This is a genomic window from Sphingomonas sp. JUb134, assembly GCF_004341505.2.
Lineage (GTDB): Bacteria > Pseudomonadota > Alphaproteobacteria > Sphingomonadales > Sphingomonadaceae > Sphingomonas.
Genome location: NZ_SLYP02000002.1, coordinates 291,206 through 316,338 on the forward strand (window position 1 = coordinate 291,206; position 25,133 = coordinate 316,338).

Genomic DNA, 25,133 nt, shown 5'->3' on the forward strand with positions numbered 1-25,133 from the left:
GCTCGCCGCGATCGGGGGCTATCCTATTTGTCGCTGGTGGCCTGCTTCTCGCCGTCGCCCGGGCTTTTCTGCCCGAACCATGGTCCGACAATGGCAGCAAAGGCATCCAGCGCCCCGGGAGCCGTCGGAGCGCTCGCGACGGCCTGCCAGGCCTGCTGCCATTCCTCGAACGCCGATCTTGTGCCGGCAATCATATGCTCGCGGACCGTGGCCATGTCCTCGAACAGTGCCCGCGGTCCGGCCGGGCTGACCGCGCCGGCGTCCGACGTCTTGTCCGTCGCGCCCGCAATCGAGGCACGCGCCTCTTCGGCGAAGCGGCCGGCGGCGCGGTTGCCGACCTCGAGCGACTCTTCGCCACCTTTCCGGGCGACTTCGGCGAGCTTCAGCATCAGGCCGACATTCGCTTTGGCGAGCGCGGCAAGTTGATCGACCGGATAGGGCATGGGACGATGAACCTTTCTCTTCGCGTCTAAGCTCCAGCGTATCGGGCATGCAGCCCTGGCCTGAGGCTCATCGCGTCGCGCCGCCGATATTCGGCGAGGCTGAATCAGAGAGAATCGGTAACTCTACGTATGCCGAATCTGCGGCTTGCCTGCGACGCTCAGCCAATGCACTTTTGGCTTGTCGTCCATGTCGTGCCCGCGGGCAGCGACTTCTACCCGTCCCGTCATGATCGCGGCACGGTCGGGCATGATTATGGTCTGACCCGGCAACCGGCATGGGCGTGATACCGTCCATAGCCAGGCTCGGCCGGATTGCGGCGCTGCGCGGTCCCGTCCTCGATGTCGAGTTCGACGAAGGGCCGCTGCCCGCAGTCAATGAAGCACTGCGCATCGATGCGGCGTCAGGCCCGCTGGTCGCGGAAGTGCAGAGCCATATTGATGATCGGACCGTCCGCGCCGTCGCGCTTCAGCCGACCTCCGGTCTGGCGCGCAATGTCGGCGTGGTGGCCTTGGGCGCACCCATCGCGGTTCCGGTCGGAGACAAGGTTCTTGGGCGGCTCCTTACGCCGACCGGGCAGGTGGGGGACGGCGGCGCGCCGCTCGGACCGGATGTGCCATTGAGGCCGATCCATCGCGCACCCCCACCGCTCGACGAGCAGAGCGCGGCGACGGCGATGTTCGAGACCGGCATCAAGGTCATCGATCTGCTCGCACCGCTTGCCCAGGGCGGCAAGGCCGCCATGTTCGGGGGCGCGGGGGTGGGCAAGACCGTGCTGGTGATGGAACTCATCAACGCGATGGTCGCCCGCTACGAGGGTGTCTCAGTGTTCGCGGGCATCGGCGAGCGATCGCGCGAGGGCCATGAGCTGCTCACCGACATGCGCGGCTCGGGTGTGATCGACAAGACCGTGCTCGTTTTCGGGCAGATGAACGAGCCGCCGGGCGCGCGCTGGCGGGTCGGGCTGACCGCGCTCACCATCGCCGAACATTTCCGCGACGAGCAGAAGCGCAACGTCCTGCTGCTCATGGATAATGTGTTCCGCTTCGTCCAGGCCGGCAGCGAGGTGTCGGGCCTGCTTGGACGCATGCCTTCGCGCGTCGGCTATCAGCCGACGCTGGCCAGCGAGGTGGCCGCGCTGCAGGAGCGCATCGCCTCTGTGCATGGGGCTGCGGTGACCGCGATCGAGGCGGTCTATGTGCCCGCCGACGATTTCACCGACCCGGCAGTCACCGCCATCTCCGCCCATCTCGACAGTTCCATTCTGCTCTCGCGCGCCATGGCGGCCGAAGGCATCTATCCCGCGGTCGATCCCTTGGGGTCCTCGTCGATCCTGCTCGATCCGCAGGTCGTGGGCGATCATCATTACGCGCTCGCCCAGCAGGCCCGCGAGACGATCGCGCATTATCGCGAGCTCCAGGACATCATCTCGCTGCTCGGCATCGAGGAACTGGGCCGCGAAGACCGGCTGATCGTCGGCAGGGCGCGGCGGCTCCAGCGCTTCCTGACCCAGCCTTTCATGGTGACCCAGGCCTTCACCGGACAGGCCGGCCGCTCGGTGGCGCTGGCTGATACCCTGAAGGGCGTCGCGGCCATCCTGTCGGGCGAGACCGACGACTGGCCCGAAAGCGCCTTCTACATGGTGGGCGATATTGAAGAGGCACGCTCTCGCGTGGGGCAGGGCGCATGAAGCTGCGCATCACCGATCCGACCGCGATCCTCGTCGACGCCGATGTCGCGTCGGTTCGCGCCGAGGATGCCAGCGGCAGTTTCGGCATCCTGTCGGGCCATGCCGATTTCCTGACCGCGCTTGGCGTCTCGATCGTCTCCTGGCGCGGCCCCGATGGCGCTCCCGGCTATTGCGCGGTGCGCAACGGCATTCTGACCGTGAGCCACGGCACGGAGGTCGCGGTCGCGACGCGCGAAGGCCATGTCGGCGATGACCTTGGAACGCTCGAGCATGACGTGCTCGCGCGCTACCGCGAGCGCGACGAGGGCGAACGATCCGAACGGACCGCGTCGGCGAAGCTCAGGATGCAGGCGATCCGCCATATGGTCGAGGCCCTGCAGGGTGGTGGCCGGGAGATCGGCCTGTGAGCACGGACAAGCCCGAGCAGCCGATCGTCGAAGCCATCCGGACCCGCGCGGAACGGCGGCGGCTTGCGCAGCGGCTTCCTTCCGTCGCCCGCAATCTCGGCCAGATCGGCGTGCTCGGCTGGCAGATCGTCCTGCCCGCGCTGGTCGGTCTCGCGATCGGCCGCTGGCTCGACCACCGGCTGGATAGCGGCATCTTCTGGACCGCGCCGCTCCTGCTCGTCGGGCTCGCCCTCGGCTGCTGGTCGGGCTGGCGCTGGATGCACCGGCAATGAGCCAGCTCTCCCCCATTCTGTTCCTGGCCCTCGGATTTGCGGTCGGCCTCGCCCATTTCGCGGCCATCGCCAGAGAAGCCGACCTCGTCACCCATGGCGGCCCGGCATCGCGCGCGATCCTGCTCAGGCTCGGGCGCCTCGCCGTCACTATTCTGGTTCTTGTCATCGCCAGCCGGCAAGGGTGGCCGGCGCTTCTTGCCGCAACAACCGGCTTCATGGGCGGGCGCCAGATCATGCTCCACCGGCTCGGAGGCGCCCGATGATATTCGCGTCACCACTTGAAAGCCATGTGCTGTTCGCGATCGGTCCGGTGCCGATCAGCCAGCCGGTCGCCACGACCTGGGGCATCATGGCCGTCCTTACAATCGGAAGCTGGCTGCTGACCCGCCGCCTTGCGTTACGCCCAACCCGAGCCCAAGCGGCGCTCGAGCTGGTCGTCGAGACCGTCGCCGGCCAGATCCGCGAGACGATGGAGGCGGAGCCGCGGCGTTATCTGCCGCTGATCGGCACGCTGTTCCTGTTCCTGCTGGTCGCCAACTGGTCGTCGCTGATCCCCGGCGTCGAGCCGCCGACCGCGACCCTCGAAACCGACGCGGCGCTGGCGCTGATCGTCTTCGGCGCGACGCTCTGGTTCGGCGTCCGCGCGCTCGGGCCCAGGGCCTATCTCGCGACCTTCGCGCGCCCCTCGATCCTGCTCGCCCCGCTCAATATCGTCGAGCTCTTCACCCGCAGCTTCTCGCTGATGGTGCGCCTGTTCGGCAACGTCATGAGCGGTGTCTTCATGATCGGCGTCGTGCTGAGCCTGGCCGGGCTGCTCGTCCCGATCCCGCTGATGGCGCTCGAAATGCTGACCGGCGCGGTCCAGGCCTACATTTTCGGCGCGCTCGCCATGGTCTTTATCGGCAGCGCTATCAGCGAGAACGGCGCCCGCCCGCCATCCAAACAGGAGTCCCCCGCATGAACTGGATCCATCTCGCCAGCATCCTCGGCGCCGCTTTCGCGATCTCGATCGGCGCAATCGCCCCGGCGCTCGGGCAGGGCAGGGCCGTCGCCGCCGCGATGGACGCGATCGCGCGCCAGCCCGAAGCCGCCAACACCATCTCGCGCACGCTGTTCGTGGGCCTCGCGATGATCGAGACGATGGCGATCTACTGCCTCGTGATCGCGCTGCTGCTGCTCTTCGCCAACCCGTTCGCCTGACATGCGGATCGACTGGTGGACGCTCGCGCTGCAGGCGGTCAATGTCCTCATCCTCGTGTGGCTGCTCGGACGCTTCCTGTTCCGTCCGGTGATGGATGCCATCGCTGCCCGCCAGGCATCGGCCCAGGCGCTGCTCGACGAAGCGCGGGAGGCAAAGGACCGGGCACAGGCCGAAGCGCAGGCGCTCAAGACGCAGAATGACGGCTTCGTCGCGGATGCGGCGGCTCGCCGCGCCGAGATCCGGACCGAGGCCGAAGCGGAGCGCCAGCGCCTCCTCGCGCAGGCCAGGCTCGAGGCGGACGCCGTCGTCGAGCAAGGCCATGCGGCGATCGATGCCGAACGCGGGCGGGTGGCGGCGCAGTGGCGGGAAAAGGCAGCGAGCCTCGCCGCCTCGATGGCAGGCACGTTGCTCGCTCGTCTCCCGCCCGAGCAGACGGTGCAGGCCATGGTCGACGCGCTCAAGGCGCGGCTCGGGGACCTTTCCGAGGCGGATCGCCTCAGCCTGGCGGCCGCCGGGCCCGTCACCGTCGCGACGCCCGCGCCGCTGACGGCCGATCTGCAGACGCAGGTAGCGCGCGCGCTTGGCGAAATCCTGCCGGATACCGCGACCCCGATCTTCGCGGTCGATCCAGATCTCATCGCCGGCGCGGAGCTTCGCACGCCCCACGCCGTCGTGCGCAACAGCTGGCGCGCCGATCTCGACGCCATGGTGGAGAGCCTCAATGAGGACAATCATGCCCGGATCGCCTGAAGACTGGCTGACGCAGGCCCAGAGCTGCATCGCGCGCGCCAATCTCGGGCCGCGTGTCGATGCAATTGGCCGGGTGGAATCGATCGGCGACGGCGTTGCCATGGTCTCGGGCCTTCCGGACTCGCGCCTCGACGAATTGCTCTATCTCGCCCGGGGCCAGACCGGATTCGTCCACACGCTCGACCGGGACCGGATTGGCTGCGTGCTGCTCGACGATGCCGCACAGGTGGAGGCAGGAGACACCGTAACCGGCTCGGGCGAGGTGGTGCGCGTGCCGGTTGGCGAGGCATTGCTTGGCCGAGTCGTCGATCCGCTCGGCCGTCCGCTCGATGGGGGCGCGCCGATCCGGGCCAGGCGCTTCGATCCTGTCGAACGGCCGGCGCCGGCGATCATCGAACGCGACCTCGTCGTCCAGCCGGTGCAGACCGGCACGCTCGCAATCGATGCGATGTTCGCCATCGGCCGGGGGCAGCGCGAACTCATTCTCGGTGACCGCGCCACCGGCAAGACGGCGCTCGCGGTCGACACGATCATCAACCAGCGCACCAGCGACATGATCTGCGTCTATGTCGCGATCGGCCAGAAAAGCTCGGCGGTCGCGCGCGTGGTCGATCAGGTGCGGCGGCATGGCGCGCCGGATCGCACCATCTTCGTCGTGGCGAGCCCCGCCGCGGCGCCGGGGCTGCAATGGATCGCGCCGTTCGCGGGCTTCACGATGGCCGAGTATTTTCGGGATGGTGGCGGCCATGCGGTGGTGGTGCTCGACGATCTCACCAAGCATGCCGCGACCCATCGCGAGATCGCCCTGCTGATCGGACAGCCGCCCGGGCGCGAGGCCTATCCAGGCGACGTCTTCTTCCTCCATTCCCGCCTGCTCGAACGTGCGGCGCGTCTCTCGACGGAGAAGGGGGGCGGTTCGCTCACGGCTCTGCCGATCGCGGAGACCGATGCCGGCAACGTCAGCGCCTATATTCCGACCAATCTGATCTCGATCACCGACGGTCAGATCATTCTCGACGCGAAGCTGTTCGCGCAGGGGCACAAGCCCGCCATCGACGTGGGCACGAGCGTGAGCCGGGTCGGCGGCAAGACGCAGCTTCGCGTCCTGCGCGACGCGAGCGGGACCATGCGCCTCGACTATGCGCAGTTCCTCGAGCTCGAGATGTTCACCCGCTTCGGCGAGCAGCCCGAGCCGCGTGTCCGCGCCCAGATCGAACGGGGCAAGCGCTTGCGCGCCTTGCTCGTGCAACCGCTGTCGAGTCCCCTACGGGTCGTCGACCAGGTGGCGCTGGCCGTGGCGCTCGGCGAAGGGTTGCTCGATGGCATGGTGGTCTCGGAGATACCGTCGCTCCGCGCGCGGCTGCCCGCCTGGATCGACGATCACGTCCCCGATCTATGCGCGCAGATCGAGCGGACTGGACAGATCGACACCGCGCAGCGGTCCGCTCTGATAACGACGGTGAAAGCGCTGATCGAAAGCCAGCCGGCCGGTTCTGCATCATGAGCGATCGCCTCGCCGAGATCGGCCACCGGATCGAGACCGTCCGCCAGCTCGGTGCGGTGGTCAACGCCATGCAGGGCATCGCCGCGCAGCGGGCGCAGCAGGCGCGCGCGCTGCTGCCCGCGGTGCGACGCTATGCGGAGACCGCCCGCACCGCCATTGGCCAGGCGCGCCGCCTTGACGAGCCACTGGCGCGTTTTCCGGCGCGGGCGGTCGGTGGTGCGAGAGGCGGCCTTATCCTGTTCGGTGCGGAGCAAGGCTTTGCCGGGGCCTTTCCGGAGCAGCTGCTCGACGGCGCCGCGGCCGACATGCAGGACAGGCATATTCTTCTGATTGGCGCGCGCACGGCCACGCTTGCGACCGAGCGCGGTCTGCGCATCGCATGGAGCGCGAGCATGCCGAGCAAGGCCGATGCGCTGCCCGCACTCGCGACAAGCATCATCGACGCGCTGTACGACTATCTGGACGAGACCGGCGCGGTGCCCATCACCATGGCTTATCCGGTCTGGAGCAGCGGCAAGGGCGTCTCGATCGTGCGCGCGAGCCTCCTGCCGCTCGACCTCGACACTTTCCCCGCGTCCACGGCGGATTTGCCGCCGCTCGTCAATATCAACGCGGCGGACCTTATCGGCGACCTGACCGCGGAATATGTCTTCGCCCAGATCTGCGCGGCTGCGGTCGAGACGTTCGTCGCCGAGAATGAGGCACGGCTGCGCACCATGGCGACCGCCCGCAGCCACATCGATCGCAAGGGCGAGGCCCTGCGCCTCGAGGAGCGCCTCACGCGTCAGGATCAGATCACCAGTGAAGTCGTCGAACTGAGCGGCGGGCGACATCGGCGAGAATGAATGCAGGGCAGGCACTTCTGCTGTTCAGCAAGAAACCGCAGAACCGCCATTGTCGTCGGGATCGAAGAGGGAGTTCGCCATGCACTATAGTAGCGGAAACTACGAAGCTTTCGTGCGCCCCCGCAAACCTGAGGGCGCTGACAGGAAGACGGCCTGGTTCGTCGGCTCGGGTCTTGCGGGACTAGCGGGCGCGGCGTTCCTGATCCGCGACGGCGGCGTCGCCGGCGAGCGTATTACCATCCTTGAGGAGCTGCATGTTCCCGGCGGCGCGCTCGACGGCCTCGACGTCCCCGAAAAGGGGTTCGTCATCCGCGGAGGGCGCGAGATGGAGGAGCATTTCGAATGCCTCTGGGATCTCTATCGCTCGATCCCTTCGCTGGAGATCGAGGATGCGAGTGTGCTCGACGAATTCTACCGGCTCAACAAGGACGATCCGAATTTTTCGCTGCAGCGCGTCACGCAGAACCAGGGCCAGGATGTGCCTGACAAGGCTTTGCTGACACTCAGCGATCGCGCGCGAAGAGATCTGATCTCCGTCTTCCTCGCGACGCGGGAGGAGATGGAGAACAAGCGGATCAACGAAGTCTTCGGCGATGATTTCCTCAGGAGCAACTTCTGGCTCTACTGGCGCACCATGTTCGCCTTCGAGGAATGGCATTCCGCGCTTGAGATGAAGCTCTATCTCCATCGCTTCATCCACCATATCGGCAGTCTGGCGGATTTCTCCTCACTCAAGTTCAACCGCTACAATCAATATGAATCGATGGTCCTGCCGCTGGTCAACTGGCTGCAGGATCGCGGCGTCAGGTTTCGCTACGGCGTCGAGGTCACCGACGTCGATTTCGACATCCGGCCCGGCCGCAAACAGGCGACCCGGATTGCCTGGATCGAAAACGGGGTCGAAGGCGGCGTCGATCTCGGCGCCGACGACCTCGTCTTCATCACCATCGGATCGCTGACCGAGAATTCCGACAATGGCGATCATCATACACCGGCCAGGCTGAATGAGGGGCCGGCGCCGGCCTGGGACCTGTGGCGCCGGATCGCGGCCAAGGACCCGGCCTTTGGTCGTCCCGACGTGTTTGGATCCCATATCCCGGAAACCAAATGGGCGTCGGCGACCATCACCACGCTCGACGCGCGCATTCCGGCGTACATTCGCAAGATCGCCAGGCGCGATCCGTTCAGCGGCACGGTGGTGACCGGCGGCATCATCACGGTCAAGGACTCGAGCTGGCTGCTGAGCTGGACGGTGAGCCGGCAACCCCACTTCAGGAAGCAGCCGAAGGACCAGATCGTCGCCTGGTTCTATGCCTTGTTCGTCGACCGACCCGGCGACTATGTGAAGAAGCCGATGCAGGACTGTACGGGCGAGGAGATCACGCAAGAATGGCTCTATCATCTCGGCGTGCCGGTCGAGGATATTCCTGGGCTCGCCGCGACGGGGGCGACGACCGTGCCGGTGATGATGCCCTACATCACCGCCTTCTTCATGCCGCGCCAGGCCGGCGACCGGCCGGACGTGGTGCCCGAGGGCGCGGTCAACTTCGCCTTTGTCGGCCAGTTTGCCGAGTCGAAGCAGCGTGATTGTATCTTCACGACGGAATATTCGGTGCGCACGCCGATGGAGGCCGTCTACACGCTGATGAAGGTCGAACGCGGCGTGCCGGAAGTGTTCAACTCAACCTATGATATCCGCACGCTTCTGGCCACAATCGGGCCGCTCAGGGATGGCAAAGGGATCGACATTCCCGGCCCGTCCTTCCTGCGCAAGCTGTTGATGAAGAAGCTTGAAGGCACAGAGATCGCCCAGCTGTTGGAAGAGTTTCATCTCCTTTCGCGATAGCAATCAAGCGCGACCCTTCGCCTGGGCTCACGAAAATTCCGCCAAAAGCTGATGAACAACGTCGATGCATCCCGGCAGGCACTATGTCCGCGCCATCAGGTGACACGCAGAGATTCAACCGCAGCAGCCCTGGCCGCCTTTACCTACAGCGGCCTTCCCATTCCAGCCGCAAAGGCGATCCGCAAGGTTTCGGCAAGGGTACGGACTCCAAGCTTGGACATGATGCTCGCGCGATGGACTTCGACCGTCCGTGAAGAAATGCCCAGATCATAGGCGATGGTCTTGTTCGGAAGGCCTTGCGCAAGGCCTTCGAGAACATCCCGTTCGCGCGGTGTCAGTAGATCGACCTGTCGGCATGCCTCGGCTTCTTCGAGAGCGCGCCCCTCGGCCGTGTCGATGCGCGCGAACGCTCGGTCTATCGCATCGAGCAGCAGCGCCCGTTCGATAGGTTTGGCCAGGAAATCGACAGCACCCGCCTTCATCGCTTGGACAGCAAGCGCAATGTCTCCGTTGCCGGTCAGCATCACGACTGGCATGCTTATATCCATCTGCGTCAGCGCTGCCTGAACCTGTAGACCGTTCATGTCCGGCATGTGCATGTCGAGAACGATGCTACCTCTTTCAGCTTCATCTGCAATTTTCAGAAAGTCGACTCCCGAGCCATAGGTCTCGACGGCAAATCCCGCTGTCCTTAATGTGAATCCTACAGCTTTCCTGATTGTTTCTTCGTCATCAATGACATGAACGACGCGCTTGCTCTCCATGGCCCCCCGGACGTGTTGGCATTGCTGCGCACCCCAGCGGGCACAGCTTCAAAGGGGAGACCTTCTACGGGTAGGACCATGGTCCAAGGTCAAGGCCGAAATACCGCCGCATCACAACAGGCAAGGCAGGTGCTCGGCGAGAGGGGGGTAAGCGACCCGGCATCATGTGCCGAACTTTGCGAGATGACCGCTCTTGCGAACGGGGCGGCGCTCCCTCTGGTCTCCCGGCGGCAAGGCGCCGCAAGACGCTGCCGCCGGGAGTGGGCACGCCTCTTGGGGGATGAGCGCGCTGGTTGCTCCTAAGCTCGACGCGTCATGTTGTCATGGCAAGAAGCTGATAATCGCTATTCTGTGTCAGCAGCGCGCCGTAACGCCGATGTCCGGGGCGGATCGCAGCTCCGCTCGCGCGCCGCTACGGCACGGCGAATCCGATTCAGCACGAACCGGTGATCATAGGGTTTTGAGATCGAAGGCTGATCATCGCAGAGATCGCCCGCCTTCCGTGTCGCAGTTTCGATATTCCCGGCGAGGATGGCACCGATACCGGGTTGTTCCTGACGAACCAAGGATGCCAGGCCCGCGCCGCGCTCAGCGCGATCGAGCCAGCGCAGCGCTGCCATCACATCGTCGACCGGCACCGGGATGCTGGCGGGCGACGGAGGGCCGGTTGGCCCTCGACGGCGGAGCGATCGGACGCCCAGGATGCAAGGATGGCGGGCTTCACTTCGGGCTCAAGCTGCGGGTCCGAGCAACGATGAAGGGATCAAGGAAAGAGCGTGTGTGCGACATGACATATCCTCCTTTCCTGCCGCGACTTTCTCCGAAAGCGAAGTTCCCGGAAGATTGGTTCGGGCTCGTGTAGGGTCAATGGATGGGAATGCGCCCGGCGTTTGCCGGGCGTTCGTTTTCATCGTGCATTGAGCATTGAGTACTGAAGAACTGACGCGCAGCGCACCGTTCAAATTCCGTGACGAACGGCCTCCGCAATCGCCGGCATCACGTCGATATCATTAGAGGTATGCGCAACAGCGTTCGTGCTGACGATCCTCTCGACGAGCCCACCCAGGACTTGCGCTGCATCGCCGGCGAAAAGCGGATGCACGACCACGCAATCCGGTCGCGCGAACCCCATGCCGACCAGCTGGCGCGCCGCCTCGGCGAGGGTCCGGCCGGATGAGGCGATATCGTCGACCAGCACCGGCTGGCGATCGAGAAACGCTGGGGCATTCGGAATCGAGATGGTGACGTCACGGTCGCCGGACCGGATTTTCTCGCACACGAGAAACGGAGCATCGGCATCGGCCGCCACCTGCGAGACCCACTGTTCGCTTTCCAGGTCCGGACCGATGATCAGCGGACGAGCGACATTGCGCTTGATCCACGAGGCCAGAAGTGGCGCGGCATGAACAACCTGGGTCGGGATGCGGTAGATTTCCGACAACGCATGATAGCGATGGAGATGCGGATCGACCGTCACCAGCCAGTCGAGATGGCGGGACAGAATCGCGGCAAAGGTTCGCGACGTCACCGCCTCGCCGGCATGGAAGCGTATGTCCTGGCGCATGTAAGCGAGGTAGGGGGCGACGAGCCCGATCCTGCGAGCGCCCAGATCGCGCGCGGTGTCGGCTGCGAACAGCAGCGGCAACAGCTTGGCGTCCGGATGATCGAGACTGCACAGCAGGATGACGTCGCGGTCGCTGATGTCGCTTACGACCCTGAGATAGGTTTCCCCGTCGGGAAACTGACGATGCTCGATCGTGCCGACCTCTGCATCGAGTGCGGCGGATAGCGGCTGTGCCAGGGCCTCGCTGCCAGACAGCGCGAACAGCACGGGACGGTTCATAGCGCTTCAATCCCGAAGATCGGCCCGTCGCTCACCGCATAGGCCGCCGCATAATCGAGCTCGCCCGGGCTCTCGGCATGAATGGTGCTCAAGGGAGCCCCGGCATCCACCATCTGGTTCAGCCGACACTGCAGCGCGACGCCGGCGGCCTTGGCCATCGGCGCGCCGGCAAGCTTCGCGACCGTCGCGAGCTTGCGATTGTCGATACTCACCAGGCGGCCGCTATAGGGAGCGATCATATCCTGTTGGAACCGGGCGACCGGTGGAGCCCGCATGCCGCCCTGCGCTTCGCAGATACGTTGGAACTTGGCCCAGGCCCGGCCGCTTTCGAGGCACGCCCGCGCACGCGCATAGCCTTCGCCGGCCGGGGCCGCGTCCGCGAGCTCAAGCAGTCCTCCCGCCAGCTCGCAGGCCCGGTGGGCGAGATCCTCGGCGCCAGGCTGCCCCTGGAGCACGGCAAGGATATCCTGCGCCTCGAGCGCCGGACCGATGCCCCGTCCGATCGGCTCCGCGCCGGGGCCGCGCATCACGCGCGTGCGAAGCCCGAAGGCTTGGGCGACCGAGCTCAGCGCGCGCTCGAGGGTGTCGGCGGCAGCGGCTCCGCGGACCTTGGCGGTCGGCCCGACCGGGATGTCGATGACCAGATGGGTCGCACCGGCCGCGACTTTCTTGGACAGCACCGAGGCGACCATCTGCCCGACGGCATCGATATCGAGCACGCGCTCCACGCCGATGATCACGTCGTCGGCAGGGCTGAGATTGACGGCGCCGCCCCAGGCGATGCAGCCGCCTTCGCGCTCGACCACCTTGCGGATTGCGGAAACGTCGAGGTCGACAGGTGCCAGCACCTCCATCGTGTCCGCCGTGCCGGCCGGCGAGGTGATCGCCCGCGACGATGTCTTGGGCATGATCAGGCCCTCCGCGGCCATGATCGAGACGATGATCGGCGTGGTGCGATTGCCCGGCAATCCACCGACGCTATGCTTGTCGACGATGACCGTTCCGGGCCACTGCAATCGCTCGCCGACATCGACCATCGCCCTGGTCAGGCTGATCGTTTCGTCCGTATCGAGCGGGACCGCCGAGCAGGCCGTGACGAATGCCGAGAGATGGACATCGCTATAGCGTCGCTCGGCGATGTCGGTGATGATCGCTGAAAAAGCCCCGTCACTGAGACGATTGCCATAGATACGCCGACGCACTTCGGCGAGCGAGGCGAGAGGCTGGGCGTGCGCGATCTCGACCGGATCGCCCTCGCTGACGCCGAGCCGCTGCCATGCGGATTCCGAGAGGCCGATCTCGCCGGGCGCTGGAGCCTCCGCGGAACTGTGCAGCAGCGAGACGACGATTTCCCGCCCGCCGGCGCGCAGCGCGACCTGCGCGCGGGACGCAAGACCTTCCGAGCGGCAGACGGGACAGTCGTGGCGCATGACCGCGATCAGATCGCTACCGGCACCCGACAGGCCGATGCGGCGTGCCCGCAGCGTCGTCGCGACAGACTCTGCTTCGGCGTTCTCGATGATCCCGGGCTTCACGCGAGCATGCCCCAGCTACCCAGCGCCGGTACGCTGCATGCCCAGCCCAGTTCCTCCGAGACACGCTTCGCCAGGACGTGGGCGCCGGTCGGCTCGCCATGGGTGACATAGACGTGGCGCGGGGCCTCGTGCAGCGAGCCGAGCCAGCGCATGAGCTCGTCGCTGTCGGCATGCGCCGAGAGCATCGTCAGGTTGGCGACCTCGGCTTCGACCGGGATATACTCGCCGTGGATCTTGATCGTCCGGGCGCCGCCGATCATGGCGGCGCCGCGGGTGCCCGCCGCCTGGAAGCCCGAGAAGAGGATGAGGTTCTTCCCATCCGGCGCGAAGCGCTTGAGATGGTGGAGCACGCGGCCGCCCGTTGCCATTCCGCTGGCCGAGATGATGACCTTTGGGGCGGGGTTGGCGGTGAGTTCCTTGGATTCCTCCACTTCGCGCACATAGTGCGCGACGCTGCACGCCGCTTCGCACTCGGCGCGGGCCAGGCGATGCTCGTCCATGAAATCGCACATCAGCCCGCTCGCGTTGATCGCCATCGGGCTGTCGAGGAAGATCGGGATGTCGCGGAGGCGTCCCTGCGCGCGCAGACGCGAGAAATGATAGAGAAGCGACTGGACCCGTCCCACGGCGAAGGCCGGGATCACCACCGTCCCTCCTCTCTCGACGCATCGTTCGACATGATCTCCAAGCGTCTTTGTCGGATCGACCTGCTCGTGGCGCCGATCGCCATAGGTCGATTCCACCAGGACATAGTCGGCGCGCGCGGGCGGCTCGGGATCTTTCATCACCGAATCGCCGTAACGGCCGATGTCGCCTGAGAAGAGGATTGTCCGCCCCTTCCAGTCGATCTCGATCGACGCCGCGCCGAGGATGTGGCCGGCGCGATGATAGCGCACCCTGATGCCGTCCGTGACTGCATGCCACGCTCCGAACTCGATCGGCCGGAAGAGCTGCAATGCCAGACGCGCGTCAGCCTGGGTGTAGAGCGGCAGCGCCGGCTGGTGCCTGGAGAAGCCGTGCCGGTTGGCGAACTCCGCATCCTTTTCCTGCAGATGACCGCTGTCGGGAAGAAGGAGCTCGCACAGGGCCGCGGTCGCCCGGGTGGCAAGGACGGTACCGTCCCAGCCCAGGCGCGCCATGCGCGGTAGCGCGCCCGAGTGATCGAGATGAGCGTGGGTCAGCAGGACTTGGCCGACATCGGCGACTTCGGGTGGAATTGGCGCCCAATTAAGGCGGCGCAGATCCCTGGGTCCTTGAAACAGGCCGGAATCGACAACGATCTGAGTTTCACCATCGTCCACCAGATAACGCGACCCTGTGACCGTTCCCGATGCGCCGAGAAAGGCGACGCCGAGACCATCGGCCGGGCGCTTAGCCAGATCGATCCTTGCTTCGCGCTCGAGGACGGTCACGCCGGACTGGTTGCGGGAATGGTGCCGTTTCTTTCTCTTGTGCATGGACGCGGGCCTGCCTCTCACGATTATGTTCGTGAGCGCAGCTTTGATTCGCGGACGCCGCACGCCTATACGCAAAAGCCGCAGCACGACTGCTGCTCCCGACAGTTGCGTCGCGCGAACACCGGTGGCCGATCCGATCGATCACCTTACCCATGCTTGCGCGATGCCCTTCGGACTTCGCTCTCTACTTATACCTTGCTCCTTGGACTCGAGCCTATGCAGGCTGGAGGTTGACTAGAAGAGAACGGCATATGGGCGAACATGACCATCGCATGCGCAAGCGCGGCAAGATCGTTCTGATCGGCTTCCTGCTCGTCGCCAGCTTCTTCCTCATTACCGAGCATACCGCGCACTTCCTGGGTGTGCTGCCCTATCTCATCCTGCTCGCCTGCCCGCTCATGCACCTGTTCATGCACCACGGCCAAGGTGGGCATCAGCATGGCCATGAGCCCGGCCAGGCACCCGCCGGCTTGCCGGCCAATCCCAACGGCCGCATCGAAGGAGAGTCGCGATGACGCACGCCGACTATGGCTATGGTCTGTGGGGGCTCGCGCTGGTCAATGCCGCCGTTTTCATCCTCTTTGCGTTCAGCTTCTTCAAGCCGGCAACGCGGCGCGACTGGCGCAGCTTCGGCGCGTTCAGTGCGTTCATCGTCGCGCTCTTCGCCGAAATGTATGGCTTCCCGCTCACCATCTTCCTGCTGTCGGGGTGGCTCCAGTCGCATTTCCCCGGCGTCGACTGGTGGAGCCACGATGCTGGCCACATCCTGGAAATGATGTTCGGCTGGCGCATCAATCCGCATTTCGGCCCGTTCCACATCGCCAGCTTTGTGCTGATTGGTGTAGGCTTTTGGCTAATCTCGATCGCGTGGACGGCGCTTCACACGAGTCAGCGCAAAAACGAATTGGCAATGACGGGGGTCTACGCCCGGGTGCGGCACCCTCAATACGTAGGGTTCATCCTCGTCATGCTCGGTTTCTTGCTACAATGGCCGACGCTTCTGACGCTTGCCATGTTTCCGGTGCTGGTGGTGATGTACATTCGTTTGGCTAAGCATGAGGAGAGATACGCGCTCGCGACCTACGGCGATAGCTACCGCCAGTACATGGCCCATGTTCCCGCCTTCTTCCCCAGCTTGCGTTGGAAGCGGGAGATTGCAGGACTGGCCTTCACAGGAAATGCTCGAATGGCAGGCCATCAGACGGACGGGCCGGTTAGCGAGGGTTCTCGAGAACACGACAACATGCTGCCAGGAGGTTAGACGTTGTCCTCCTCCGCAAGATCATCACGAACATGACGAAATCGAGGGGGCGTATGTGACCATGCAGGTGACGATCCTTGCGATTGTAGTAAACGGCGTTCCCGTCCTGAGCCTCCATCAGACCCGATCCGCGGCCTGGAAGCGGCTCATGAGATTCATAGACGCGAAATGGCCGGAGCGCCTGGGAGCGATGCTTCCCCCTGCCGAAGACGAAGCGAAGGCGCGCATGTTCTTTCGCGAGGAAGATAAAGACCTGTACGCGATCATCGACGCCGACATATCAGAGCTGCACGATGCCTTGGGGTGGGTCAAAGATCCCGTCGTTGGTTAGCCCGTCACGCGATCGCCCTCGAAAAGCTGGGCCGCCCACCGATCGAGATCGCAGCCACGTCCTGAACGTCACCGAAGTTCAGGACGTGACCGAGCCCGGGCAGTGCGATCGGGCGCTATCTGTAAGCCGGACAAGCAACTGACCTGTTCGACCGCCGTGCCAGCGGGCTGATTGCCAAGGGCGCGGCCGGATTTTGCGTCGGCGCAACGGGTGTCAGTCGGTGTCGGCCTCTACGGAGAGATGTGCAGCGGCTGTCATCTATCGCCCCGGCGCGGAGGAATCGGAGGTGAGCCAAGGCCCTTAACGGCAAGCCCCGAACTGGCGAGGGGTGGCGCAACGCCTCACGCCCGCTCAGCAGCCCTGGATTATCAAGCATGGTGTAAGCTGACGGCCGAGCCGGCGGGGGGCAAGACGCACCGGATCCCCTGTCTGGGACACGGTGGCGTTCGTGCGCTAACTCTCGGGGATGACGGCTGAGCCGTACAAGCGCTGGTCGCGGGCGCACCTGTCGGCCACGCGGGATGATGAAGAATCTGGCAGGCACGAAATGAGACACGCAAGGATGGAGATTCGACCCTGAGAAGCACCAAACTTCGGCTGCACCTTCTCGCGAGCCGCACTCACAAGTGGCTCGCGATCATTGTCGGCGCGCAGCTTCTTTTGTGGTTCGCGAGCGGCGCGTTGATGAGCTTCTTGCCCATCGATCGAGTGCATGGCGATCACCTTGTGGACCGCAAAGCCGTGGCGCCCTTGCCTCGCGGCGTGGCGCTCGTCCCACCATCAGTGATCGTCGCGGCGACCGGGACGCGGATCGAGACCGTGAGCTATCGCATGTGGCTTGGCCGCCCGGTCGCTGAGGCGACAACGGCCCGAGGGACGCGGCTGTTCGACGCGAGAACGGGCGCACTGTTGCCCGCCCCAACTGCGGCGCAAGCCCAAGCGGTAGCGAGGGCCGCCTGGCGGAGCAACGATCACCCAAGTGTGAACGTGGAACTGATCGATCGCGCCAGTCCCGAATATCGCGGCACGCTTCCCGCCTGGCGTGTGACGTTCGCCGATCCGGACTCCACTCGGATCTTCGTGGCGGCCGATACCGGCCGGATTGCGGCGGTGAGGACAGGCACGTGGCGGCTTTATGACTTCTTCTGGAGCCTTCACATCATGGATTGGAAGAATCACGAGGACTTCAACACGCCATGGCTTCTAGGGTTTGCGCTCGGCGGCCTCGGACTTTGGCTTGGCGGGGCCGTGCTTCTTTGCATGCGTTGGCCGAAGCGGCGTCGGTCAAGCGCGTCAGGCTAGCGGACCGGCAGAAACCGGAGAAGCATGATGATAAAGAAAAGTGATAAGTCGCGCGGCGGGTTGGAACGCAGTTGAACAGGCGAGACTTCGTTTGGCAGCGATGGGGTAGACCATGGCGCATCTGAGCGATGCTGAAATGATCAACTGGATGGCGCTTTATACTGCGACCGCTCTGTGCTGCGCGATCGCAATGGCCTTGGCGATCCTTGTTCTCGCCTGTCGCCTCTGGCGCGAGAAGGCCTGGGCGCAGCTTCGCAGCGCCAAGGATGTGGCGCTGTTCCTCCCCAAATCCTGGTGGCGGTGGCAGAAGCTTTATCTGCTTTCGACGCCCGTGACGCTCGCGATCGTCAGTTCGTTCGGATTCACGTTGAGGTGGAGCTGATCGTTTAAAGGGCGAAGGCGTCTGAGAGTCGGGCTACCAGGTGCGCCGCGTTGCGGTCGGCCGGGGTGACAGTCAACAGTGGCGCTACTCGCCGAAGCCTTTCGCGTTGGTGGACCTCGGGCTCGCCGAACTCCAGCACCTCCAAGATCCATTGCCTGATCTCGCCGGTCGTGCCTGAACGCGCTTCGATCAGGAAGTCGGGGCGGCAGGGGCCGGCGGGAGTGAGGTGATCAAAGACGGGCTTCTCGACAAAGATATCAAGGCCCTCCTCGGCTAGCTCGCGCCTCGCTTCCAGAAGCGCGCGCAGAACGTCTCGCTCGAACTCGGAATTGACCGGGATGAAGCGACGGCCCGAATAAATCGGTTGGGCAAATGCGCGCAATGGTGCGTAGCCGTGCGCTTCCGGATACTCGCCTGCGACGATCATTACCAGGAACGGCCCCTTCACCGGTTTTCCGGCGAAAGAGAATGACTGCACCCGAGATCGCACCCAGTATAGAGCTAAGCCGCGCTTTCTGGACCCATGCCGATGCGCTGCACAGCCGCCGTGCGTATGCTGCACTTCGATTTCTCGGCGATGCTGATCTGCCGCAGAGCCTCGAGCGCGCGGATCAGCCGGGGGCCGGCGTAGCTCGGGTCGGGTTCGACCCGCGCGCCCAGGTCCTCGCGCCAGTGGCGCCGGGTGTTTCCGGCGAACTGGGCCTGCCATCTGGCGAAGCCTTCGAAGGGATCGTCGAGCGTCGCGATCCGTGGCCGGCCGGGGACGGGGAGGGCGCAGCCCCACGAAAAAACATCGATTTCGTCGATCTCGTGGCCCTGGAGCTGGAGCGCGGCGGCGTAGCCGGTCCAGGCGGCGCGCAATTGCCACGCGCGAGCACCCGAAGTGGCGGAAGTCCGCGCATCGAGCCGCCCGACGGCGGCGCTCGCCTGCTCGAGCGCCGCGGCGAGACCGTCGCTCCACGGCAGCGATGTCAGCGCGGAAGAGCGGCGAGCCATCCCCAAGCATATCCCGAGATCGCCCTTTGAGTATAGCGTGGAGTCACGCCTAGTGTTGATAATGAACCCTTATCAACACCCCATTGTTGAAGCTTCTATATCCCGGTAAGGAATAGGAGCTGGCTGTTCGTGCGCCGGCGGGCCTCCGCACCGGGGCGCAACAGGGAAGACGCGGCGTGTACGATCATCTGAGTGACCTTGCGCAGCGGCTCGGCCGCCATATGGCCGAGCATAGCCCCAAGGGCCTGCCGACGCATTTTGGCGACGAGCTGCTCGAGGCGTTCCCGCAGGAGAGCCGCAAGACGCTGGGGATGGCGCTGGCCGAGCTCGAAGCCGATGGGCTCGTGACGCTCTCGCGCGTGCTGGGGCCGCACCTGCCGCGCGTGCGCACAACGGTAGAGCTGTTCATCGCCAGCGATCCGGCGATCACCGGGCACGACCCGGTCGAGGATTCGGTCGTGCTCGCCCGGTTGCTGCTCGACCAGCCCGAACTGGGCGGGAACGCCAGGAAGCTCGAGGAGGCCGCGGGCTGGGAGCGCCGCCGCTTCAACCCCGCCTTCGCGCTGCTGATCCCATGCGTTCACGACGGCCGCGTGCGCAAGTCGCTGCAGGACGACTATCCGACGATGGGGATCCTACTCGCCGACGAGGATCTGGTCCAGCTGCGCCGCTACGTTCAGCGCAACAGCGGATGATCAAGTTGACCCACAATGGAAGGCCGTTCGACGCCCGCAAGTTTGCCGCGGACATTGAAGCCAAGGCGATCGAGCTCGGGATGCAGGCGCTCGAGGAGAAGGCGAGGGGCGCCGCTGCCTCGATCGTCGATCCCGAGACTGGTAGTCACGCCAATGTGTTCGTCGATCGATTGTCGGGGAACAGGGTTGCGATCCGCACGACCGGGTCGCCCGCCTTCGCGCGTCTTCTCGAAAAGCGTCTGGGTGTCGACCCGGGAGATGTTCAGGTCATGAATGCCGCCGACGGGGCAAAGCACCCGAAAATCTATCTGGCCCACGCCAGCGAGGACAAGGACCGGGTCCGTCCAGTCGCCGAGTATCTCATGGCGAACGGCGTCGACGTCTGGTTCGACGAGTGGGAGATCGAGCCCGGCGACAGCCTGCGGCAGAAGATGGAGGAGGGCCTCGGCGCGATGACCCACTTCGTCGTGGTGTTGACCGAGACGTCGATCACCAAGCCATGGGTGGCCAAGGAGATCGACGTCGGCCTCGTCCAGCAGGTCGGCGGCAAGAGCCGGTTCGTGCCGCTGGTCGTCGACCTCGATCCCGCGAAGCTCTCGCCCTTCCTCCAGGCGATGCTGTTCCTCAAGATCGATCCCGCCAGTGAGGCGGACCTCAAGGGCCTGGTGGACCGGCTGCATGGTGTGAGCCGCAAGCCACCACTCGGGGACGCGCCGCGTTACGTGCAGAAGGCTCCGAGTGGGCTCGAAGGCTGGTCCCCCGCCGCGATCGCGATCGGCAAGCACATTGTGGAGACCAGCGCGAACGCGACGGCCGTCGACCCCATCGTGACCCTCGCCGATCTGCCGGCGGCTCTCGGCATCGCTGCCGATGACCTGCGGATCGGGCTGCTCGACCTCAAGGACGCCGGTTACCTGCGCGAGATGAACATCAGCGGGCACTATGCCCCGCAACCGGCGCTGTTTGTGGACTTCGACGAGGCGTTCATGCCCTTCAGCCCAAGCGAGGACGCGCGCACGCTCGCCAACCGGATGGTGACAGGCGAGGAGCGGGCCGTCGACACCCGGCAGCTCGCCGAAACGCTGGGATGGGAGCCGCGCCGGATGAACAGCGCCATCTGCTATCTCGAGCGGGCCGGTGCCATCAAGGCGCGGCACGCGCCCGCCTCCGCCCCCTGGCGGGCCGTGCAGCTCGTTCGCACCGACGAGACCCTGCGCTTCGCGCGTAGCCATGGCTGAGCCTGGCCTGGTTCGTGCCGAGACGGCGCCGATCAGCGAGGTCGTTGCGCAGGTCGAGGCGCTCGCGCCGGCGCGGCGGCTTGCCGACCCCCAGTTGGTCGCAGCCGCCGCCCGGGCCTGGTCGGTCAACACGATCCGCGCCTTCCTGTCGGACCTGAGAATCTGGGATCAGTGGTGCCGGCGGCGTGGCCTGACGACCGCCCGGGCCGACGCTGATGCGGTCGCTGCCTATCTGCGGGCTCTGTCGGGAGTCGAACAGGATCCGCGCAATCCGCTGAAGCGGCGGGCGCCCGCGACGATCGAGCGCTATCTGGTGAATATAGGCTGGGCCTACCGCATGGCCGGGCTCGAGGACCCAACCGCGGCGCCGCTGGTGCGGCTCGAGCTCAAGGGCTTGCGCAAGCTTCTGGGAACGCGACAGCGGCAGGCGCGGGGTATCCGGTTCAAGGGTGAGGTGAGCGACCTCGACGACCCGGCGACCGGAATCTGTCTCGCCCATCTGCTCAAGGCCTCCCGGCGCGACATGCTGGGCGCGCGCGATCGCGCGCTCCTGCGCGTGGCGTACGACAGCGGCTGCCGCCGCTCCGAGCTGGTCGCGATCCTGTGCGAGGCGATCGAGGGGCCCGACCCCGATGGATCCGGAACCCTGTTCATAGGCACGAGCAAGACCGACCGCGAACGGGCCGGCGCGCTCGCCTATCTGTCACCGGCGACCATGCAGGCGATCGAGGAGTGGCGGCAGGCAGGAGGGATAAAGACCGGGCCGCTTTTCCGGCGGGTCGAGACCTATTTCGACGGAGGGGTTCGGTCGGTGGGGGAGGGGGCTCTTCACCCGAACACGATCACATTGATTTACCGCCGGCTGATCCGCGCCGCTTTCGAGAAGAAGCTGCTCGGAGGAATGAGCGAAGCGGAGCTCGAGCGCTGGGTGAAAGCGGTGTCGAGCCACTCGATCAGGGTTGGCGTGGCGCAGGACAATTTCGCCGCCGGCGAGAGCCTGCCGGCGATCATGCAGGCCTATCGCTGGCGGGACCCCAAGACGGTCATGCGCTACGGTGCGCGGCTCGCGGCCAAGAGCGGGGCGTCGGCGCGCCTCGCGCGGCGCTTTCAGGAGAGCCGTTGAGCGATGGTCAGGATCAGTGTGACCGAACCATCCAAGCCGGAGCGCCGCCGGCGGGTTCTTGACTCGCTCACGGTCGCGCAACTCGCCGAGGGCGGCCTGCAGGAAGGGCAAGACCTCGATTTCAAGCGTGAGGTGAACATCGACAAGCCGGAGGCCAAGTCCCGGCTGCTCGACGATGTCGTAGCCTTTCTGAACCGGGGCGCAGCCCGCATCATCGTGGGCGTCGAGGAAAAGGGCGGCCGCTTCGACGGCTTCCGGCCGCTCGCGGGCGATCCGGACAAGACCGCGCTGCGGCTGCAGACTCTCATTCAGGATGGCATCACGCCCGTTCCCCTCGATGTGCAGGTCGTGCCCCTGCACCTCGAGACTGGGTTCATCCTCGATATCCAGATCCCGCGCCACGCCGGACCGCGTCTGCTATCTCGAAACATCACGGTCTTTTACGATTGTAGATATCAGTGACCCAGCGAAAGCGACGCCCACAACCGCACATGGCTGGCATCGATAACGCCGAGGCTTGTTCCCTTTCAGTTGGTGCAGCGGGGGCCACGGGGGCGGCGGACGTTGAGTGAGCGTGAACCGCATCACTGCCAACCCTCGATGACGATCTTGCCGCGTGCGGTAGTGCTCTCAAGCGCCTGGTGCGCGCGCTTGAGGTTCGCGGCGAGAACCGTTCGGTGAGGGTGGTGCGCACCTCGCCGGCGTCCACGAGGCTGGCGATGGCCGACAGGATCTGACCCTGCGTTTCCATATCAGCAGTCTCGAACATGGACCGGGTGAACATAAACTCCCAGTGGGTCGACACCGACTTGCGTTTGAACGGTACGACATCGAGCGTCTTGGGGTCGTCGATGAGCGCAAAACGTCCCTGCGGGGCGATCAGCTCGGCGATCTGCTCGATATGCTCGTCGGTGTGGGTGGCCAGGCAGCTATATCAGCCTCGCGGTCTCGGATACCGGGATCGGCATGGATGAGGAGACAGCCACGCGAGCCGTCGAGCCGTTCTTTTCGACAAAGGGGCCGGGCAAGGGAACAGGTCTTGGCCTTTCGATGGCGCACGGTCTTGCGCGGCAACTCGGCGGAACCCTCATGATCACGACCGTTCCCGATGCCGGGACCCGGGTGGACATCCTGCTTCCCGTGTCGACGGAGACCCCGCAGCGCGCGGCGCCAAAGGTCGAGGGAACGCTGCCCCAGGAGGGAACCGCCCTTCTTGTCGACGATGACGATCTCGTCCGTTCGAGCGTCAGCCAGATGCTCTCCGCGATCGGCTATGAGGTGACCGAGGCGAAATCGGCGGAGGACGCGCTGGCGCTGGTGAACAGCGGCATGAACCCGAGCGTCGTGGTCACCGATCATCTGATGACAGGGATGTCGGGCGCGGCCCTCGGCAGCGCGCTGCGGGCCCGCACGCCCGTCCTGATCGTCTCGGGCTATGCCGAGAGCAGCGAGATCACTCCGGAGTTTCCGCGCCTCATGAAGCCCTTTCGGCAAGACGAACTGGCCGCGAAACTGGCCGAGATCCGGTCGGCGAAAAGCGCGACCGGTGACTCCGCCTAGACGAAAGGTACTCGGTGTTCGGATGGGGGCCTTGCGGCCCCCAATCCTTAATAGTCCATAGCGGGAACCGGTGCCGGCTTTTCGTCCTTCGGCAGCTCCGCGATGAGCGCCTCGGTCGTGATCAGCAATCCCGAGACCGACGCCGCATCCTGGAGCGCAGTGCGCACGACCTTGGCCGGGTCGATCACGCCGGCCCGGACGAGATCTTCATACTCGCCTGTGGCAGCGTTGAAGCCCCAGTTGTAGTCCGATCCCTCGCCGAGCTTCCCGACCACGTAGGCGCCGTCCTCGCCGGCATTGTCGACGATCTGGCGCGCCGGCGCCTTCAGGGCGCGGCGGACGATCTCGATGCCGGCTTTCTGGTCGTCGTTGGCCGCGGAGAGGCTTTCCAGCGCCTTGACCGCGCGCAGCAACGGGATGCCGCCCCCGGGCAGGATGCCCTCCTCGACCGCGGCGCGCGTGGCGTGAAGCGCATCGTCCACCCGGTCCTTCTTCTCCTTCACCTCGACCTCGGTGGCGCCGCCGACACGGATCACCGCGACGCCGCCGGCGAGCTTGGCGAGCCGCTCCTGCAGCTTCTCGCGATCATAATCGGAGGTGGTCGTCTCGATCTGCTGGCGGATCTGGGCGGCGCGGCCGTCGATGTCCGACTTCTGGCCGGCGCCATCGATGATCGTCGTGTCGTCCTTGTCGATCACCACCTTCTTGGCGCGACCGAGCATGTTGACGGTGACGTTCTCGAGCTTGATGCCGAGGTCCTCGCTGACGACATTGCCGCCGGTGAGGACGGCGATGTCCTCGAGCATCGCCTTGCGCCGATCGCCGAAGCCCGGCGCCTTGACGGCCGCGACCTGGAGGCCGCCGCGCAGCTTGTTGACGACCAGGGTGGCCAGGGCGTCGCCCTCGACGTCCTCCGCGATGATCAGCAGCGGGCGGCCCGACTGGATTACCTTTTCGAGCAGGGGCACCAGCGCCTGCAGGTTCGAGAGCTTCTTCTCGTGGATCAGGATGTACGGATCTTCCAGCTCGACCCGCAGCTTCTCGGGATTGGTGATGAAATAGGGCGAGAGATAGCCGCGGTCGAACTGCATGCCCTCCACGACTTCGAGCTCGGTCGCGAGGCTCTTTGCCTCCTCGACGGTGATGACGCCTTCGTTGCCGACCTTTTCCATTGCCTCGGCAAGGATCTGGCCGACCTCGGTGTCTCCGTTTGCGGAGATCGTGGCGACCTGGGCGATTTCGCTGTTCGCGCTGATCCGGCGCGCATGCGCCTTGAGATCGTCGACGACGGCTCCGACGGCGAGATCGATACCGCGCTTCAGGTCCATCGGGTTCATGCCGGCGGCGACCGCCTTGGCGCCCTCGCGGACGATCGCCTGGGCGAGCACGGTCGCGGTCGTGGTCCCGTCGCCGGCGAGATCATTGGTCTTGGACGCGACCTCTCGGATCAGTTGCGCGCCCATGTTCTCGAACTTGTCCTTGAGCTCGATCTCCTTGGCGACCGTGACACCGTCCTTGGTGATCCGCGGCGCGCCGAAGCTCTTGTCGATCACGACGTTGCGGCCCTTCGGCCCGAGCGTCACCTTGACCGCGTCTGCAAGCGTGTCCACGCCCCGCAGCATGCGGTCACGCGCGTCGGTCGAGAAACGGACTTCCTTTGCAGCCATTGTATCGTTTCCTCCTATGTTCG

At 65.3% G+C, this 25,133-nt stretch carries 30 protein-coding genes and 1 pseudogene; 20 read left to right on the forward strand and 11 right to left on the reverse strand.

What is annotated here, in order from left to right; translation table 11 throughout:
- Window positions 1–23 precede the first annotated feature (23 nt).
- Window positions 24–443 (reverse strand): hypothetical protein, encoded by a 420-nt coding sequence (locus EDF69_RS17665; RefSeq protein ID WP_017501314.1) that lies wholly within the window; start codon window positions 441–443, stop codon window positions 24–26.
- Window positions 444–718: 275 nt separating this feature from the next.
- Here EDF69_RS17665 and atpD point away from each other — a divergent pair, with 275 nt between their 5' ends.
- The 10 genes from atpD to EDF69_RS17715 all read left to right on the forward strand — a co-directional run bounded on the left by atpD (window position 719) and on the right by EDF69_RS17715 (window position 8,956).
- Window positions 719–2,131, forward strand: coding sequence for a F0F1 ATP synthase subunit beta (gene atpD / locus EDF69_RS17670; RefSeq protein ID WP_046408695.1), 1,413 nt, complete (start codon window positions 719–721; stop codon window positions 2,129–2,131).
- The gene (locus tag EDF69_RS17675; protein WP_030541620.1) at window positions 2,128–2,538 is read left to right on the forward strand and encodes a F0F1 ATP synthase subunit epsilon; all 411 of its coding nucleotides are present in this window, start codon (window positions 2,128–2,130) and stop codon (window positions 2,536–2,538) included. The genes atpD and EDF69_RS17675 overlap by 4 nt, the downstream gene beginning before the upstream one ends.
- Window positions 2,535–2,810 (forward strand): AtpZ/AtpI family protein, encoded by a 276-nt coding sequence (locus EDF69_RS17680; RefSeq protein WP_030541619.1) that lies wholly within the window; start codon window positions 2,535–2,537, stop codon window positions 2,808–2,810. The genes EDF69_RS17675 and EDF69_RS17680 overlap by 4 nt, the downstream gene beginning before the upstream one ends.
- Window positions 2,807–3,073 carry an ATP synthase subunit I gene (locus EDF69_RS17685; protein WP_017501319.1) on the forward strand — a complete coding sequence of 89 codons (267 nt, stop codon included), beginning with the start codon at window positions 2,807–2,809 and terminating at the stop codon, window positions 3,071–3,073. Before EDF69_RS17680 ends, EDF69_RS17685 begins: the two co-directional genes overlap by 4 nt.
- Window positions 3,070–3,771, forward strand: coding sequence for a F0F1 ATP synthase subunit A (locus EDF69_RS17690; protein WP_030541618.1), 702 nt, complete (start codon window positions 3,070–3,072; stop codon window positions 3,769–3,771). The genes EDF69_RS17685 and EDF69_RS17690 overlap by 4 nt, the downstream gene beginning before the upstream one ends.
- Entirely contained in the window at window positions 3,768–4,010 is a 243-nt protein-coding gene (locus EDF69_RS17695) for a F0F1 ATP synthase subunit C (RefSeq protein ID WP_046408697.1), read from the forward strand. The genes EDF69_RS17690 and EDF69_RS17695 overlap by 4 nt, the downstream gene beginning before the upstream one ends.
- 1 nt (window position 4,011) lies before the next feature.
- Window positions 4,012–4,761, forward strand: coding sequence for a F0F1 ATP synthase subunit B family protein (locus EDF69_RS17700; protein ID WP_030541616.1), 750 nt, complete (start codon window positions 4,012–4,014; stop codon window positions 4,759–4,761).
- Window positions 4,745–6,265, forward strand: coding sequence for a F0F1 ATP synthase subunit alpha (locus EDF69_RS17705; protein ID WP_030541615.1), 1,521 nt, complete (start codon window positions 4,745–4,747; stop codon window positions 6,263–6,265). The genes EDF69_RS17700 and EDF69_RS17705 overlap by 17 nt, the downstream gene beginning before the upstream one ends.
- Window positions 6,262–7,110, forward strand: a complete 849-nt coding sequence (locus tag EDF69_RS17710) for a F0F1 ATP synthase subunit gamma (RefSeq protein ID WP_046408699.1) — start codon at window positions 6,262–6,264, stop codon at window positions 7,108–7,110. The genes EDF69_RS17705 and EDF69_RS17710 overlap by 4 nt, the downstream gene beginning before the upstream one ends.
- Before the next feature lie 79 nt (window positions 7,111–7,189).
- A complete protein-coding gene (locus tag EDF69_RS17715; RefSeq protein ID WP_030541613.1) occupies window positions 7,190–8,956 on the forward strand; it encodes an oleate hydratase in 1,767 nt (588 codons plus the stop codon).
- A gap of 143 nt (window positions 8,957–9,099) precedes the next feature.
- Here EDF69_RS17715 and EDF69_RS17720 read toward each other — a convergent pair whose 3' ends face one another.
- The 6 genes and pseudogenes from EDF69_RS17720 to EDF69_RS17740 form a co-directional block, all read right to left on the reverse strand.
- Window positions 9,100–9,720: a response regulator transcription factor gene (locus tag EDF69_RS17720; protein ID WP_030541612.1), complete on the reverse strand. Its 621-nt coding sequence runs from the start codon at window positions 9,718–9,720 to the stop codon at window positions 9,100–9,102.
- A gap of 344 nt (window positions 9,721–10,064) precedes the next feature.
- On the reverse strand, window positions 10,065–10,340 hold the full coding sequence (locus tag EDF69_RS17725) for a hypothetical protein (RefSeq protein WP_140159542.1): 276 nt from the start codon (window positions 10,338–10,340) through the stop codon (window positions 10,065–10,067).
- Window positions 10,314–10,509: pseudogene (locus EDF69_RS19980) on the reverse strand (hypothetical protein); the annotation flags it as partial. The gene EDF69_RS17725 and the pseudogene EDF69_RS19980, both read right to left, overlap by 27 nt.
- A gap of 169 nt (window positions 10,510–10,678) precedes the next feature.
- The gene (locus tag EDF69_RS17730) at window positions 10,679–11,563 is read right to left on the reverse strand and encodes a ribose-phosphate pyrophosphokinase (protein WP_132884342.1); all 885 of its coding nucleotides are present in this window, start codon (window positions 11,561–11,563) and stop codon (window positions 10,679–10,681) included.
- On the reverse strand, window positions 11,560–13,098 hold the full coding sequence (locus EDF69_RS17735; protein WP_030541610.1) for a thymidine phosphorylase family protein: 1,539 nt from the start codon (window positions 13,096–13,098) through the stop codon (window positions 11,560–11,562). The genes EDF69_RS17730 and EDF69_RS17735 overlap by 4 nt, the downstream gene beginning before the upstream one ends.
- Window positions 13,095–14,555 carry an MBL fold metallo-hydrolase RNA specificity domain-containing protein gene (locus EDF69_RS17740; RefSeq protein ID WP_021245239.1) on the reverse strand — a complete coding sequence of 487 codons (1,461 nt, stop codon included), beginning with the start codon at window positions 14,553–14,555 and terminating at the stop codon, window positions 13,095–13,097. Before EDF69_RS17740 ends, EDF69_RS17735 begins: the two co-directional genes overlap by 4 nt.
- 251 nt (window positions 14,556–14,806) lie before the next feature.
- Between EDF69_RS17740 and EDF69_RS17745 the strand changes: the two genes are divergently transcribed.
- From EDF69_RS17745 to EDF69_RS17765, 5 genes are all read left to right on the forward strand, one after another.
- Window positions 14,807–15,070 carry a DUF2933 domain-containing protein gene (locus EDF69_RS17745; protein ID WP_013039078.1) on the forward strand — a complete coding sequence of 88 codons (264 nt, stop codon included), beginning with the start codon at window positions 14,807–14,809 and terminating at the stop codon, window positions 15,068–15,070.
- Window positions 15,067–15,816 carry a methyltransferase family protein gene (locus EDF69_RS17750; RefSeq protein WP_082731805.1) on the forward strand — a complete coding sequence of 250 codons (750 nt, stop codon included), beginning with the start codon at window positions 15,067–15,069 and terminating at the stop codon, window positions 15,814–15,816. The genes EDF69_RS17745 and EDF69_RS17750 overlap by 4 nt, the downstream gene beginning before the upstream one ends.
- A gap of 55 nt (window positions 15,817–15,871) precedes the next feature.
- Window positions 15,872–16,147, forward strand: a complete 276-nt coding sequence (locus EDF69_RS17755) for a hypothetical protein (RefSeq protein ID WP_030541607.1) — start codon at window positions 15,872–15,874, stop codon at window positions 16,145–16,147.
- 597 nt (window positions 16,148–16,744) lie between these two features.
- The gene (locus EDF69_RS17760) at window positions 16,745–17,449 is read left to right on the forward strand and encodes a PepSY domain-containing protein (RefSeq protein ID WP_331386562.1); all 705 of its coding nucleotides are present in this window, start codon (window positions 16,745–16,747) and stop codon (window positions 17,447–17,449) included.
- Between the two features lie 112 nt (window positions 17,450–17,561).
- On the forward strand, window positions 17,562–17,831 hold the full coding sequence (locus EDF69_RS17765; RefSeq protein ID WP_037448046.1) for a hypothetical protein: 270 nt from the start codon (window positions 17,562–17,564) through the stop codon (window positions 17,829–17,831).
- A 4-nt stretch (window positions 17,832–17,835) separates the two neighbouring features.
- Here EDF69_RS17765 and EDF69_RS17770 read toward each other — a convergent pair whose 3' ends face one another.
- Entirely contained in the window at window positions 17,836–18,258 is a 423-nt protein-coding gene (locus tag EDF69_RS17770; protein WP_174521976.1) for a hypothetical protein, read from the reverse strand.
- A 74-nt stretch (window positions 18,259–18,332) separates the two neighbouring features.
- Window positions 18,333–18,827 (reverse strand): hypothetical protein, encoded by a 495-nt coding sequence (locus EDF69_RS17775; protein ID WP_053000798.1) that lies wholly within the window; start codon window positions 18,825–18,827, stop codon window positions 18,333–18,335.
- A gap of 176 nt (window positions 18,828–19,003) precedes the next feature.
- Between EDF69_RS17775 and EDF69_RS17780 the strand changes: the two genes are divergently transcribed.
- Genes EDF69_RS17780 through EDF69_RS17795 form a run of 4 tightly spaced genes read left to right on the forward strand, consistent with a single transcriptional unit; the run spans window position 19,004 to window position 22,345 of the window.
- The gene (locus tag EDF69_RS17780) at window positions 19,004–19,522 is read left to right on the forward strand and encodes a hypothetical protein (RefSeq protein WP_132884343.1); all 519 of its coding nucleotides are present in this window, start codon (window positions 19,004–19,006) and stop codon (window positions 19,520–19,522) included.
- Window positions 19,519–20,760 (forward strand): toll/interleukin-1 receptor domain-containing protein, encoded by a 1,242-nt coding sequence (locus tag EDF69_RS17785; RefSeq protein ID WP_132884344.1) that lies wholly within the window; start codon window positions 19,519–19,521, stop codon window positions 20,758–20,760. Before EDF69_RS17780 ends, EDF69_RS17785 begins: the two co-directional genes overlap by 4 nt.
- Complete coding sequence (locus EDF69_RS17790; protein WP_132884345.1) at window positions 20,753–21,883, forward strand: tyrosine-type recombinase/integrase; 1,131 nt, start codon at window positions 20,753–20,755, stop codon at window positions 21,881–21,883. Before EDF69_RS17785 ends, EDF69_RS17790 begins: the two co-directional genes overlap by 8 nt.
- Window positions 21,884–21,901: 18 nt before the next feature.
- Entirely contained in the window at window positions 21,902–22,345 is a 444-nt protein-coding gene (locus EDF69_RS17795) for an RNA-binding domain-containing protein (protein ID WP_165890078.1), read from the forward strand.
- Here EDF69_RS17795 and EDF69_RS17800 read toward each other — a convergent pair.
- Entirely contained in the window at window positions 22,314–22,808 is a 495-nt protein-coding gene (locus tag EDF69_RS17800; RefSeq protein WP_339538977.1) for a zinc-binding dehydrogenase, read from the reverse strand. The two genes, EDF69_RS17795 and EDF69_RS17800, sit on opposite strands and share 32 nt — an antisense overlap.
- 8 nt (window positions 22,809–22,816) lie before the next feature.
- On the opposite strand from EDF69_RS17800, the gene EDF69_RS19910 reads away from it, so the two are divergent.
- On the forward strand, window positions 22,817–23,443 hold the full coding sequence (locus tag EDF69_RS19910) for a response regulator (RefSeq protein ID WP_339538979.1): 627 nt from the start codon (window positions 22,817–22,819) through the stop codon (window positions 23,441–23,443).
- A gap of 47 nt (window positions 23,444–23,490) precedes the next feature.
- On the opposite strand, the gene groL is transcribed toward EDF69_RS19910, so the two are convergent.
- Window positions 23,491–25,110: a chaperonin GroEL gene (groL, locus tag EDF69_RS17810; protein WP_047867072.1), complete on the reverse strand. Its 1,620-nt coding sequence runs from the start codon at window positions 25,108–25,110 to the stop codon at window positions 23,491–23,493.
- Window positions 25,111–25,133: the final 23 nt, after the last annotated feature.